Genomic DNA, 13,090 nt, shown 5'->3' with positions numbered 1-13,090 from the left:
AGGGCCCGACTATATCGATGCAATCAGAGCTGCAATCGCAATGTAAGTTCAGCGTTTTCGCGAGATTGGGTGATCTTTGAAAATCTGAATGGAAATGTGCCGCTTGTCTCTCGGCCGTTTGTTCGTTCGCGCCGCAGCGAACGTCCGTTTCCCGCCCGAATTGGACCTTAACCACCGGATCTAGCGTCGGTCTGCCCCGACAGTTCGGCAGAGTGATTCATCCTGAAGTAATTTCATACTGTTGCGAGCTAAACCCTTGGCTCTAAAGTAGGCGAAAATAGGCTTTGCTGACTGCATGAGTTTACGTTTCTGGCAAATGAACACTGGCCGAGATAGTCCGATCTATACTGAGCTTTTCGGCTCTACGTATCTCGACCATTTTCTCATTTCGATACTGCTAGCTGTTCTGCCACCCGTTCGTTGGCGCTTCGTATCGGATCGTCCGCCAAGTGCGCGTAGCGTTCAGTCGTTGAGGCTTTCTTGTGGCCCAGCAACTTTCCAATGACCGGGAGGCTAAGACCCTCTGCTACTGCGAAGCTTGCAAAGCTATGGCGCAGATCATGAATGCGGACATCTTCGATATCGGCCTGTTTCCGGATCCGGTACCAAGGCTTTCTCAGGTTGACGAGATGTTCGCCGGGTTTCTTTCCAACGATGACAAAAGGATTGCCATCTATTCTGGGTAAGGTCGTGAGGACTTCGCTTGCAAGGCTGTTGAGATATAGCGTTTTCCTCCCCGTCTTGCTGTCCGGCAACAACAGGCGCGCACCCTCATAGTCAACGTACTCCCACTTCAGAGACAGGATCTCACCAAGCCTGGCGCCCGTGAAGATCAGCAGCCTGATAGCGGCGACAACAAAAGGGTCTTCAAGCTTCTGCTCTTCTGCAGCTTCAAGCACGCTCGCAAGCCTCGCGAACTCTTCCTTTGTCAGGTAGCGCTCGACCTTGTTCTCCCTGTACTTCTCGATATGTCGGACGGGATTGGATCCATCGGGCCTCAGTTCCCAACGCTCAGCGAGATTGAACATCTTGGAGAGCAGAGCGAGACATCTGTTGGCAACACCCTCTCCACCTGAGACGACCGCTCCTCCCTTGTGGCCGCTTCCATGAGAGCGACCGTCCCTGGGAGCCGTCTTGCCATTTCGGACGGCAAGCTTGAAGGTATCAATATCCGAACGCGTTATTTCAGTGACCAGCTTCTTGCCCAGAAGCGGAAGGACATGGTTACGGATGTTCATCTCATCCATCAACACGCTACTGGCCTTTTTGTGCTGCCGCGCGTAGTCCTCGATGAAGCGATCACAGAGATCCGCCATGGTAACTTGTGCTGACCGGGGCTTCCTGATTTCGTCGATGCTGGCGCCAGCGTGTTTGCTGCCCAATAGCCGAAGTGCTTCCTTGCGGGCGGTGTCAGCAGTCCAGGGAGAGCCGTGCTCTCCGATCGTGAACCAGCGCTGCCTGCCGTCGACACGAGTTTTCAGAACGTACTTCTTCGCCTTGCGTTGGCAGCGGACGCCAAAGCCACGGACCTCGCTGTCCCACACCAGTTCGCCCGGCTCGAGTTTATCGACGACAGACTTGGAGATGCGTTTGCGTGTGTTGCTCATGGCTTCAAGCTAGCACACAGCAACCCGTTAGCAACCATACCGATGCGAAAAACAAAGTGTCACCGAAAACAAATGTCGATTAAACCGCTGATATATAGTGCTAATGAGAAGGTGCGAGGGATTATAACATAAGTAGAACCCAGACTACGAATCTGGGGGTCGGGGGTTCGAATCCTCCCCGGTGCGCCATTCTGTATTTGGACCCGCAGATCGTCTTCAACGCCTTGAAAGGTAACGAAGTTTCAGGGGTTCGAAGCCCGTCGGTTCGACGGTGTGAAACAGGCTCCGAAGAAATCGACCGAAGCACCGTTCTGTTTCACTTATTGTTATGATTATTACATATAAATCAAAGGCTTGAGAGGAAATTGAGAGCGTGTTCAAATGTCTCTTGAAAACCTAGCTGAGGTTTACCGGTGTTTTTCATCTGCTCTTGAGTAATGACTTTTCCTTCTCTAGTTTTTCAATTCGCCATTTGCGTCAGCGATCCTGGTTATGATCAGGTCGATTTTCTTGTTGGAATACTTAATAAGTCTTCTAAATGATTGCTGTTTTCTTCGGGTTTGCTTAGTTTGTTAGCGTGCGCAAACTTGAACATCACCATCGCCAAGTCGTGAATCTCCCCTACGGATTCCAATTTCATTGACGCATCGTCAAATGCGCCTTCCAATTTGGCTTTCGGAATTGATTCGCGTGGCTTTCGCATTCTCTGTTGCAACATAGGTAGTAGGGGTATTTTCGAGTTTTACAGCATGTTGCGCGTGTTCACTTGCCGTTAAGTCAATTAGGTTGCCCCAGCGTCGGTTCGAGTTTGACATTAACTATCTGTTAATATAGAGTTTAGTTGTTTGAAAAAGTACCGCAGGGGAAAATTGTGAGGTTTCCCTCGGGTCCTCGTAGAAAGTGAGAAGCATGTAAGGCATGGGTGGCCTTCATATTTTTATTCATGCTGAGCATGTTTTTTCTTACTTATTTTATTGAAGGGGCAAATATATGAAGCTTAAACTACTTGCTCTTGCGTCGTGTGCAATAATGGCAGCCACGCCTGCAAGCGCTCTTTCCGTTGTTTCCAACTCGTCCGCGTCAGCCTTGGCTTCGGCACTGGTTTCACCAGGCTCTGGCATCAGCATCGTCGGCGGTTCGGAAACCTACCAAGGCGGTGCAACCCAAGGCGGCACCTACAGCGGTTTCAGTCTGTCGAACTCCACCACCACGATAACACTCGGTGATGGCGTTGTCCTGACATCGGGCGATGTCGGAGATATTCCCGGCAATGATAGTACCGCTATCAGCAGCAATCCAGGTGCCGGATCAGACGCTGATCTGCAATCCATATCCGCGCAGACTGTGACCAATGACGCCAACGTCCTCTCGTTCGACTTTACCGCTGCTCCCGGCATAACCTCGATCGATCTGGACTTCGTGTTCGCGAGCGATGAGTTTCCGAACCAGTCTGTGACCGACATCTTCGGCGTCTTCGTAGATGGCATCAACTATGCCTTCTTTCCGAATGGCGATCTCGTAAACTTTACCCTGGGATCGGCGAATGCCGGGCTTTTCTTCGATAATGATTTCGGTTCGGCAGATCCGTTCGAGGATGCAAGCGGAACGGCTCTGGAGTATGACGGCATCTATCAGCCGTTGTCGCTTACGGGCATTCTGGACATGAACCTTGCCACTCATACAATCAAGATCGCCATTGGTGACACAAACGATACCGCGTTCGACTCTGGTGTCTTCATCACAGGTCTCGGTGGTGGCACAAGCACCGGCGGTGGCGGCATCGACCCGACCACCGTACCGCTTCCTGCTTCATTGCCGTTGCTGCTGGTGGCAGTCGCCGGCGTGGGCATGATTACTCGTCGCCGGTCGAATGCCTGAGACCAGTGAATGAATGTGACAAAGGGCGGCGCATTGCGCCGCCCTTCTTTGTACACAATCTTCGAGCCAAGGACTGCAATAATGATCAATCGCCTGACTTTGTGCATTGGGCTGTGCTTCGGTTTTATCTTGTCCGCAACCAGCGCACAGGCGACCCCGCACGACACCTCCTGTGGCCTACTTGACGCATTGGGCAGCAACAACATCGATGCGATCGAGTCGTCGCTGAACGACGCCGCGAGTAGCTGGCTGCCGGAAAGCAAAGCGGCAGCCGCTCAATCGCTGACGAAACTGGCAGCTGATGTTGCCTTCAATGGTGGCACTGTTTATCAGGTGACCGAACTGGGGGACGATCTGGTTGAGCATTTGGTGGTCCTTCGATTGAGCAAAGGCGACGTGCACGGGATGGTACTTCGCTACACATGGAGCCCCGAAGGGCTCTCACTGACGGGCATGGATTACAAGCAAAAACTCGAAGACTTACGGCTTCTTGCTCTTTCCACTCCCGCTGTACGCCTTTCCTGCGACGGCTAGAAAAGACAAAAAAGCGTTCCTTCGCATTGAAACACCTTAGAGTTTTGTTTCACAAAAGAGTGTTTTCACCGGCCTGTAGAGCCGTAAAGTAAGACGAAATATTTTTGTTGCCGCGAGTGCTACCCTGCCTCACTGGGCTCACTGTTTGATGATGTTTACGGTGAAGTCTGATCGCCTTGCGGCCTGACCTGAGAGTTCATACTTTCTGATCTTGGGTGCGCCATATCTCAAAGCAACCGTATCTTCAACAGCTCCCGATCAGGATCCTGTTCGAGCGCGTACGCCGCCTTTATCAAGTCGCTGCTCGTGTAAGATTTTCGCAAGGTTGCGCAAAGCCGGGCAACCACGGGAGAGCCCGAATGACGATCTTGTTCTGAAGCGGTAGAAAACGTTGCAGCGCGGGCAGACGGGTGCCGGGGGGAAGGGTCTGTCACTGACACCTTCGAAAGGCCTGTCGCCGCGGAAGCGTGACACACCGGCAATCCTCACCAGATAATGATGATGTTTCGCTGCTTTTTTGCAGTCAGGAACAGCAATAAGACTAGGTTGTCGGCCCGGTTCCATTATACTCCTGCGTGTTGTTGGCAGGCGAGCGGGGGGGCTGCGCATGGCGTCACAAAACAAGGTGTCAATCAAACAGGCGATTCCGTTGTTTGAAGGCATTGATAAATTTGATGAATTTCAAATAAGTCGCATGTGTTTGATCACACGTGTTACCGCCGGTGAAACTATCCTCAAACGGAACGACGAGACGACGGACGTGTTCTTGATTATCGACGGGACTGTTTCTGTCCGTGATTACTCGATTGATGGTAAGGAGGTTTCATATTTGGAAATCAGCACCGGCGGGATTTTTGGTGAATTCGCTGCAATCGACGGCAGACCGCGATCCGCATCAATTGAAGCCAAGGCCGACGCCACGATCGCCAGCATGAGCGCGCAGGATTTCCGCAAGCTGATCGCCTCCGACGGCGCATTCGGATTGCGGCTTGCGGAACATCTCGTGGCAAAGGCCAGGGGTCTCAGTCAGCGCGTCTTCGAGTATGGGGCTCTATCGGTTCGCCAAAGACTGCATGCCGAGATATTGCGCTTGTGCGACACCGAAGCGGCGAACGGGCAGGTCTGCACGATCTCGCCGGCGCCATCCCACTACGAACTCGCCACGCGGATTGCAACGCACCGGGAAGCCGTCACCAAGGAATTGAACCGTCTGGTTTCGCAGGGAATAGCCAGGCTCGAGCGGCGCAGCATCACGATCACGGACCTGCCGCGGTTGAGGCGGGCGGTGTCGGGCGACGATTTGGCGTGACGTTTTCCATCTGGATTTGCGGCACTTCCTGATCCCGCTCCCGTGATGACAGTTTCCCGCGAATGCCGGCAGTCGGTCTGTCCGTGCCTGAGGGTCTGTCAGCCGTGCCGCATCAGTCATACCGGACCCGTGACCTCCTCCCTGCACCCGACAGGGCTTCCTTGTTTCGAGGTAAACCAGGCGGGCGCGCGTGATCGCAGTTGAAACAGGAATTTCAAAACAAATTCCGCCCAATGTGGGATTTCCCACTTAAGTAACGTAGATGCTCTGCCATTCATGATGCGGAAAGACTGTTCGCATTCATGAAAGGCCCGGGTGTTGATGTTGCTTCCTGTGATTATTAAAGCGAAAGCTTCGCGCAGTAAGTGGTGTTACACTCTGTCTCTGCCGTTTTTACTGGCGGGTTGCACTGCGTTGTCAGTTGAATCCAGTTTTGTGGCAAACAAACAACCGCATGCCCCCTATGTGGCCTACCATCTGCCCAAGTCGATCGTTTCTCTCAATGTTGCGCTCGACAAAGACGGCAAGGTGACAATTGGCAAAGCGACGGAAAAAAGAGTTGCGGACCCGAATGCGCATTATCGGTTGAACCTGAAACAGCTTCCGACCGCCAACGATCAGTTTACCCTGGCCGTCGGCGCAGACGGGCTTCTCAACTCGGCCAAGATCACCAACGAAGACAAGACCGCTGACATTATCAGTTCCGCGACATCGCTGCTCACTGAGGTGGGAAAGGCAATTTCAACTCAAGACGATGATGGTAGTGACGATAGGTCTCCCCCGCCATTCAGCATTGACCTCGTCTTCGATCCGGATGACCCAAGGCAAGTCGCCTACTCCGCACGCCAGTTGAGTTACGCCAGTGCCGGCACGTTTCATTTGTTTCTGAAGACGATCGAGGGCGACCTTCTTTCCCGGCAGCCGGCTGTCGGAAGTCCGGGAAAACGTCACCGTCGCGCGGCAGTGCGAAGGCAGTTTCTGCTTCCGGACCACACGCCCCATTATCTTGGAAATCAAGGCCAACGGCGGGACGCTCGTATCCCGGCAGACGGTCGATGTCGTCAATACCAAGCAGGTCAGTTCGTTTGATGTTCGCCGCGCCGCCTGCGTGAAGAAGGTCACGGATCTGACCTTTGAGGACGGTGTTCTCACAAAGGCCGACATTACCAAACCCAGCGAAATCCTCGGCTGCATCTCCATTCCCGCAACCATCCTCAAGGCGATCGTCGGATTTCCAAGTTGACAGACCGGGATTTCCGCGCCGGACCCGGCGGACCGGCGGCCGGAGTGAAACTGAAACCCAGGAAAGGAACATGTCTATGTCTGGAAGTAATTCTATCAAATCGGTCAACCAGTTGCTTTCCGTTCTGAAAAAAGATCCGGACCTTGAAAGCAAGATCAAGAGTGATCCGATCAACGCACTCGAGGAAATCAAGAGCGCAGCGGTCCCGGACACGCAGGTCTATCGACTGGTGGTCGGCTCGTTGGGGCTGGCGCTTCTGGGATCCGTGGCCGGCGCAATCATCATTGCCCTCTATCCGGGTGAAAACACCTCGATCCCGGACATCCTGATCGCCACCGCATCCGCTTCGGTCGGCGCTCTTGCCGGCATCCTGATGCCGTATTCAACCAGTGACGCATAATTTCAATCGACTTCAAGGAAGAGAAAAATGGCTGACCAGAAAGCACTTTCGGTGATGAAATCCGCCGGCCGCACCCTCGCTCCTGCGCAAGATGGCGATGCGGATCTCGGGCCTTTTGCTCACTTGCCGGGAACGTGGAAAAGCCTGCCGGGGCGCGGCTGGAACATGATTGCGCTGCCCTTCGAAAAAGGCACGTTCAAGTACCGCCTGTTGATGAACCAGTACAACGAGACGCTCAAGTTCAGCCTCGTTGACAAGGGTGTGCCCAACCGGGGCCTGGCGCTCGGCGTTCCGCCGGATGAGGCAGACCAGTTCCTGGTCGCGATCGACTATGAGCAAACCATCGAGCAGATCTCCGCCGAAGACTCTCCGGACAGCGGACTGGCCGGCAAACCGGGGCTGGCAATCCACCACGAGCCTGGTCTGCTTCTGCAAATGCTCAACCGCACCACCGACGGTCTGGACATCGCGCGGCTTGCGACAATCCCTCACGGTGATTCCGTCCTGGCACTCGGCCGCTGGCGGGCGCACGCGGGCGCTCCGTCCATTCCCACGATAAGCGGTTTGCCGATTGGCGTATCAACCGATGTCGACAACAACCCTTACCTGGCGCCGTACAAGCACTTCATCGATCAGCCTTTCAACGGATTGTTCGATCCCGCCGCACCGAATGACCTTCTGGAAGAAGCCAACAAGGGTCTGACATTTTCGGACACCACTGAACTGGTGTTCGACACGACGCTTGGGACCGGCGGCATCGTGAACATCCCGTTCATCGTGAAACAGGCCAACGCAGCGGACATGAAATCCACTTTCTGGATTTCCGAAGTCACCGACGAGAAGCACCCGGGCGTGGTCAAAAGACGCCTGCAATATTCGCAAATCGTCATGCTGGATTTCTTTCCGCGCCGAGACGGCATGCCCGGCCTCATCCGCTGGCCGCATGTTTCCATCAACACGCTGGAGAAGGTACCGGCCTGAACATCCGGGTTTCGTGGTCGCAACGATAGGCGACATACATTCAATCGAAGATAAGGAAAACGGACATGAAATTCGTTGTAGCAAACCGCCGTGCCGGCAAGTTCCGCGAAACCGACAAGGAGGCGTCGCGAAACGCGGTCAAATCATTTTTGTCCACCATGACAAGCGGACACCATCCGCCGATCCTTCAAGATCGTGAACCTGACGACAGGCAAGCGAGAAGAACCGTCGTTATGGAAGGAAATGAAACGGACTATCAAACTGCTAAGCGCGACGCACCCGGCGACGTGATTGTCGAGCCTTTGATCGAACATCAGCACGGCAATGCACTTTTTCGCAGTTTCCGGGCAGTCGATGTCGTCTCACCGGCCAGCAGCTTCCCGACGGGCACCGGAAACCAGGTAAAGTTCACGGTGCGTGGGCGTGGCAAGCCTCTTGCGAGTGCGACCGTTATGCTCTTCGTGCGAGAGCTTACGGGACGGGTGAGGCGACTGGACCGGGTCACCGACGGCTCTGGGGAAGTGACCTATGATCTGTCTGCATTCTTCCAGCCCATTTTTGTGATCGCGTCTCCCTATGCGGATTTCTGGCCGCTTCAATCGTTGTTCACGGGGAACGCCACATTCGATTGTCCGCCGTTGCCCAGCAATCAGCGCCTTGACTGGTGGCACCGGGAAACCGGTTTTCGATCGTTCGACAAGACGGCTGGGTCAGGGATCCGTGTTGGTGTGATCGATACCGGTTTCGGCCCTCACCCTGACCTTGGCGGGACGGACGAAGGGGCCTTCATTGCCAACACGTTTGATCCGAGCGCCGGAGCGGATGTCGACATACATGGGAGTCATGTTTGCGGAACAATTGCAGGGAACGCGGGCGGTGCCTTGCGGATCTCCGGTGTCGCACCAGGCGTGACACTGTTTTCGGTTCGCGTGTTTCCCGCCGGAGCTGGCGCCACGAACGTCGACATTGCCAACGCAATCGACTTTCTCTCACGAGACAGGCAATGCGATTTGATCAACATGAGCCTCGGTGCCCCTGTTGGCTCCGATCTGATCAGAGACGCCATTCAGGATGCCGAGGAGAGGGGGACACTGTGTATTTGCGCCGCGGCAAACTCTTCAGGGCCTGTCGAGTTCCCGGCGGCGTTTCCCGAAGCAGTCGCGATCTCCGCATTGGGTAAAATTGGCGCGGCACCGCTGGGTTCGGTTTCGGCTGATACATTGCCGGACGATCCCGAACTGTTCGGCCGGGACCAGCTTTACTTCGCAGATTTCTCTTGTTTCGGCCCGGAGGTCGACGCCATCGCGCCTGGTGTGGGGATCGTTGCAGCGGTGCCGGCGCGCCATGGGTTGACGACTCCCTATGCGGCGCTGGACGGAACGTCAATGGCAACGCCGATTGCGACGGGAACGCTTGCGCGGGCGCTGGCTGATGACACATTGTACACAAGCCTGCCGCGAGATTTGACTCGTGCTCAAACGGCGCGCTCGGCCCTTGCTCAGATCTGTCGAACGATTGGATTGCCTCGGGCAAATCAAGGGAACGGGCTACCCAGATATTGATCAACCCTGGCGAAATCGGCAAGATTGCATCATGCAATATGTGATCGCTGCAAAACGCGAGTTTCGTGATCAGCTTCGTGCGGACTGGATCGATCAGGTTCAGTCCGTCGCGGGTGTGGAGGTTTGCGGCGAACCAAAGTTCGGTCGATTGGTTGTCGAGGCGTCCGACGAGGCCATTGAGGCCGTGACGGCCGTACTCGGCGAGGCATTCCATATCGAGCCGATCACGAGATACTCTCCACAATCAACCCCGCGTTAGTCAGATCGGTAAAAGGGATCGATGACAGACGCCCGGTTACGGTGCGTACGTCACGACGGCTGATGTCTGTTCGCCAGGATTTTTGAGCGGCGTTGGGCTTTCCGGTATCGGATGATTTCTGACTGGATTTTTCTTCGAACAAATCTTCCTCAATGTGGCAATTGCCACCTAACTCCCGCTGACGATCTGCCAGTCTTCCGTTGCACTGCTCTTTAGGTCTCAAAACAGGCAGGAGTTCATGATGCGAGAAATGTTCTTACTGTTTTCGCTGGTTGGATCACAGACGATTGTCGCCGGTGATATCGCGGCCAATGACAACGTCCGTCTTGAAGGTCCCCAGCCTCTTGGCGTGACTGCGCGACCAGCCCAGCTACAGCCGGTCAGTATTGAAGATCGGGACAGGCTGCGGCCCTTTTGAAAACTGGGCGGCGGACCGTGGTGAAGCGCACTGCACCGGTCTCGGCGGCAACGGCGAAAACGACGTTCCGATGTTCACGCGCCAGGCATCCTCCGGATGATCCGCTGCACTAAGCCACTCGACGCGGTCCGGGCTCGACGCACGGAGGGATCGGGATCGCCGCCGTTGCGGGATCACGCCTGATACCCGGGACCGCATGGAATGCCTTCAAATTCATGGAGACTTTTATGAAACGCACATTGCTTTTCTCATTTCCCTTCGTTTTCTTGACCGGCTTTGCCACTTTGGCATCATCGGGTGATCTTCCTGAAAGCCGGATCTCGGTCCCGGTCACGATCAGCCTTGCGGATCTTGAGGGATACGCAAATGGCCGGTTGCCATCGACACTCCACCAGAACGAATACGGGAGAACCTGCGTCGAACCGGAACGGGCATGCACGAAGGTTCCCGAATTCCGCGGCTTCAAGGTGACCATGAAGAACCGCTGCGTCGAGGTCACACCGCGGATCGATTGCACCATTTCCGAAACGGTTCGGCGCGAAGGCCCGTTGCGTCTTTCTGGCAGTGGTGGACAAATCACCCTGCAGCAGGATGCTTATGGCTCCGGGACCGTCAGGGGACGCGGTGACATCGGCAGGAACATCCGGCAGACCGTTCGCGCGCGCGCGCAGATGACCATCACGGCACGCCCGCGCGTCCTGCCTGACTGGACCCCGGATCTCGAATTGGACATCTCATACAGGTGGCTACAGCGCCCGGAGTTCAGGCTGTTCAACCTGTTCCCCGTAACACTGGGCAGCACGCTGGGTCCTCCCCTGGACAGGGCGATCAGCGACTTCAAACAAAATGGCTTGCAGGCAGAACTGGCGCGGATCGATCTGAGGTCTGCCGCAGACAGGCTTTGGCAGGCTGTCCAGAAACCGCATCGTCTGGAGCTGCCGGGCAACGACGCACTCTATCTGCATCTGAGACCACACGCCGTGGGGCTCACGGGGCCATCATTCGACAACCGCGAACTTCATGCGCGGTTGGACATTGCACTGACCGCGCAAGTGACCGGCGAGGCAACCGGCCCGTCAAGGACAAGGCTCCCCAACATGACGGCGATGAAGGATGCCGGGGTTGCCCTGAAAGTACCGGTGCGCCTTCACACAAAAACGCTGAACGCGATTGCAGCGCAATCGCTGCCCAGAGCCTTTTCCCTTGGCGAAGAGGGAAGTGTGACCGTCACCGTGCATAAGGTGCGTGCGAAAATTGACGGCACGCGGTTGTCTCTGGATGTCGTGGCCGACGCCGAAGGAGGTCCGCTGACCCTTGAACAGGAAGCGGTCCGCATCTCCGCGCAACCGTCTTTCGACAGTGTCAGCGAGGAGATTCAGTTCTCCGATATCGAACTGACCTCGGTCGACGCCGGACTTTCAGGTATCGCGAAGTCGGCGATGCTGAGCGCTGCCACGGTTTTCTTGGCAGACACGTACTCCGTCGAACTGAACAGGGAAATCGCTGCGTTGAAAAGGGCAATGAATGCAGCTCTCAACCGCGATCTGACGCCGGAGTTCACAATGACCGGAAGCGGCGAGCTGGACGTCTCCGATCTGCGTCTTTTGCCGGAAGAGTCTTCCATTGAGTTGATGATTTCAACGACGGGCAACATACGCGTCGTCGGCTTCAATCCTGTGAGGTGAGGCGATGCTCGAGACCGAAAACGGAACGGGACAGGCCCTTGCCGGCAACGGGCCTGTTCCAGAGACGAACACCGGGTCCGGACAGGGCCGGAATGTACAGGGGCATGCATGGTCAATCCTGCTTGCGGCCATCCTGTTTCTCCTGGGCGAAAAATCATTGATCCTCGCGCAGATGGGGCTCTGGCTGCATGACAAAGGTGTCTCAAAACCTTCGGCGGCTTTTGAAATCGCGCTGGCGGGCCTTGCGATCGGCACCGCCGCTGTCATTATCCTGACGGTGAGTTTCCGCGACGTCGCAAAGCAGGATGCGATTGCCATCGTCACCGGATTGGTAACCGCAACGCTGGCTGCACTCATCAATATCGGCGAGGCTCTCTGGATCAAGCCAATACCATCCGATCCACTCGTCGTGCACCAGGCTTTGTTTTTCTTCGCTCTGTGGCTGCTTTTGCTGCCTTTGCCGTATTTTGCCAGCATGGTTCTGAATGGAACGCCGGACGGCCGCCCCCTCAAGCTGCTTGCCACGATTGCGTTGGCCCTTGTCATTGCAACGCTTGTCGGGGCGCTGTTTCGGATGTTTTCCGGATTTCTGCTGTTCACCGCCTTTCCGAACCCTGCGGCAGGAAACCGGGAGGTTGCATTCGACCGGCTCCAGTTTGCGCCCGACATGCTCATCATGCTGGGGGCGACATGGATTGCCGCGACGTTTCTGCCGCGGCTGGGCGTAGGGTGGCGACTGTTCTATGCCGTGCTTGCCCCGATTTGCGGGTACGCTTACGGAGCTTTCCTCAGTGACGGCGAAATCAGCCGCAACCTCGCCTATGCAGCGCTCTCTGCTTCGGCACTTCTGCCTTGCCTGCTGTTCTGGCCCTTGGCAGGCCGGCCAAGTCGCACACGCCTTGTCCAGATCGTGGTATTGACGGGGATTGTCTGCTCGGTATCCATGTATGTCGGATTTGCAAGACATCTCGATCTGGCCGGCTCCGAGAAGATCGTTCTAGCCGTTCTTCAGGGGGCGGCCGGCGTGCTCCTCGTGTTGTGTGCGATCACCGCGTTCGCTCTTTCGGGACGGTGTCTCAAATGGCAACCCTTTCCGGGCTGAACCGGCATTTGTCACGACATATGCAGTTTGGAGGAGCGAGAACCGCGCGCTGATAATCACACCTCCCTTTGAATCTTGCAGTTATTGGCGTTACCAAGGGCTGAAGCAATAC

13 protein-coding genes are annotated in these 13,090 nt (G+C 55.7%); 11 read left to right on the top strand and 2 right to left on the bottom strand.

The window, feature by feature from the left end; all coding sequences use genetic code 11:
- Nucleotides 1-383 precede the first annotated feature (383 nt).
- Nucleotides 384-1,607 (bottom strand): tyrosine-type recombinase/integrase, encoded by a 1,224-nt coding sequence (locus tag ACO08A_RS05220; protein WP_422040140.1) that lies wholly within the window; start codon nucleotides 1,605-1,607, stop codon nucleotides 384-386.
- Between the two features lie 496 nt (nucleotides 1,608-2,103).
- Entirely contained in the window at nucleotides 2,104-2,310 is a 207-nt protein-coding gene (locus ACO08A_RS05215) for a hypothetical protein (protein WP_422040139.1), read from the bottom strand.
- A gap of 287 nt (nucleotides 2,311-2,597) precedes the next feature.
- Between ACO08A_RS05215 and ACO08A_RS05210 the strand changes: the two genes are divergently transcribed.
- From ACO08A_RS05210 to ACO08A_RS05160, 11 genes are all read left to right on the top strand, one after another.
- A complete protein-coding gene (locus tag ACO08A_RS05210) occupies nucleotides 2,598-3,485 on the top strand; it encodes a choice-of-anchor L domain-containing protein (protein ID WP_422040138.1) in 888 nt (295 codons plus the stop codon).
- Between the two features lie 81 nt (nucleotides 3,486-3,566).
- On the top strand, nucleotides 3,567-4,019 hold the full coding sequence (locus ACO08A_RS05205) for a hypothetical protein (RefSeq protein ID WP_422040137.1): 453 nt from the start codon (nucleotides 3,567-3,569) through the stop codon (nucleotides 4,017-4,019).
- 607 nt (nucleotides 4,020-4,626) lie between these two features.
- Nucleotides 4,627-5,328: a Crp/Fnr family transcriptional regulator gene (locus ACO08A_RS05200; protein WP_422040136.1), complete on the top strand. Its 702-nt coding sequence runs from the start codon at nucleotides 4,627-4,629 to the stop codon at nucleotides 5,326-5,328.
- Nucleotides 5,329-5,649: 321 nt separating this feature from the next.
- Nucleotides 5,650-6,417: a hypothetical protein gene (locus ACO08A_RS05195; protein WP_422040135.1), complete on the top strand. Its 768-nt coding sequence runs from the start codon at nucleotides 5,650-5,652 to the stop codon at nucleotides 6,415-6,417.
- Between the two features lie 19 nt (nucleotides 6,418-6,436).
- Complete coding sequence (locus ACO08A_RS05190) at nucleotides 6,437-6,571, top strand: hypothetical protein (RefSeq protein ID WP_422040134.1); 135 nt, start codon at nucleotides 6,437-6,439, stop codon at nucleotides 6,569-6,571.
- Between the two features lie 76 nt (nucleotides 6,572-6,647).
- Nucleotides 6,648-6,971, top strand: a complete 324-nt coding sequence (locus ACO08A_RS05185) for a hypothetical protein (protein ID WP_421981439.1) — start codon at nucleotides 6,648-6,650, stop codon at nucleotides 6,969-6,971.
- 27 nt (nucleotides 6,972-6,998) lie between these two features.
- On the top strand, nucleotides 6,999-7,952 hold the full coding sequence (locus ACO08A_RS05180) for a heme-binding protein (protein WP_422040133.1): 954 nt from the start codon (nucleotides 6,999-7,001) through the stop codon (nucleotides 7,950-7,952).
- A 65-nt stretch (nucleotides 7,953-8,017) separates the two neighbouring features.
- Nucleotides 8,018-9,514: a S8 family peptidase gene (locus ACO08A_RS05175; RefSeq protein ID WP_422040132.1), complete on the top strand. Its 1,497-nt coding sequence runs from the start codon at nucleotides 8,018-8,020 to the stop codon at nucleotides 9,512-9,514.
- A 31-nt stretch (nucleotides 9,515-9,545) separates the two neighbouring features.
- Nucleotides 9,546-9,773, top strand: coding sequence for a hypothetical protein (locus tag ACO08A_RS05170; RefSeq protein ID WP_422040131.1), 228 nt, complete (start codon nucleotides 9,546-9,548; stop codon nucleotides 9,771-9,773).
- A gap of 645 nt (nucleotides 9,774-10,418) precedes the next feature.
- A complete protein-coding gene (locus ACO08A_RS05165) occupies nucleotides 10,419-11,876 on the top strand; it encodes a DUF4403 family protein (RefSeq protein WP_422040130.1) in 1,458 nt (485 codons plus the stop codon).
- Between the two features lie 4 nt (nucleotides 11,877-11,880).
- On the top strand, nucleotides 11,881-12,978 hold the full coding sequence (locus ACO08A_RS05160; RefSeq protein WP_422040129.1) for a hypothetical protein: 1,098 nt from the start codon (nucleotides 11,881-11,883) through the stop codon (nucleotides 12,976-12,978).
- Nucleotides 12,979-13,090: the final 112 nt, after the last annotated feature.

Source organism: Roseibium sp., assembly GCF_965232425.1.
Taxonomy (GTDB): Bacteria; Pseudomonadota; Alphaproteobacteria; order Rhizobiales; family Stappiaceae; genus Roseibium.
The sequence above is the reverse complement of the archived record's forward strand: the minus strand, read 5'-3'. Positions and strand labels throughout refer to the sequence as shown.

What these genes read in the sequence shown, in the direction of transcription:
- ACO08A_RS05220 (WP_422040140.1), bottom strand. Translation starts at nt 1,607, where the DNA reads ATGAGCAACACACGCAAACGCATCTCCAAGTCTGTCGTCGATAAACTC.
- ACO08A_RS05215 (WP_422040139.1), bottom strand. Translation starts at nt 2,310, where the DNA reads ATGCGAAAGCCACGCGAATCAATTCCGAAAGCCAAATTGGAAGGCGCA.
- ACO08A_RS05210 (WP_422040138.1), top strand. Translation starts at nt 2,598, where the DNA reads ATGAAGCTTAAACTACTTGCTCTTGCGTCGTGTGCAATAATGGCAGCC.
- ACO08A_RS05205 (WP_422040137.1), top strand. Translation starts at nt 3,567, where the DNA reads ATGATCAATCGCCTGACTTTGTGCATTGGGCTGTGCTTCGGTTTTATC.
- ACO08A_RS05200 (WP_422040136.1), top strand. Translation starts at nt 4,627, where the DNA reads ATGGCGTCACAAAACAAGGTGTCAATCAAACAGGCGATTCCGTTGTTT.
- ACO08A_RS05195 (WP_422040135.1), top strand. Translation starts at nt 5,650, where the DNA reads ATGTTGCTTCCTGTGATTATTAAAGCGAAAGCTTCGCGCAGTAAGTGG.
- ACO08A_RS05185 (WP_421981439.1), top strand. Translation starts at nt 6,648, where the DNA reads ATGTCTGGAAGTAATTCTATCAAATCGGTCAACCAGTTGCTTTCCGTT.
- ACO08A_RS05180 (WP_422040133.1), top strand. Translation starts at nt 6,999, where the DNA reads ATGGCTGACCAGAAAGCACTTTCGGTGATGAAATCCGCCGGCCGCACC.
- ACO08A_RS05175 (WP_422040132.1), top strand. Translation starts at nt 8,018, where the DNA reads ATGAAATTCGTTGTAGCAAACCGCCGTGCCGGCAAGTTCCGCGAAACC.
- ACO08A_RS05170 (WP_422040131.1), top strand. Translation starts at nt 9,546, where the DNA reads ATGCAATATGTGATCGCTGCAAAACGCGAGTTTCGTGATCAGCTTCGT.
- ACO08A_RS05165 (WP_422040130.1), top strand. Translation starts at nt 10,419, where the DNA reads ATGAAACGCACATTGCTTTTCTCATTTCCCTTCGTTTTCTTGACCGGC.
- ACO08A_RS05160 (WP_422040129.1), top strand. Translation starts at nt 11,881, where the DNA reads ATGCTCGAGACCGAAAACGGAACGGGACAGGCCCTTGCCGGCAACGGG.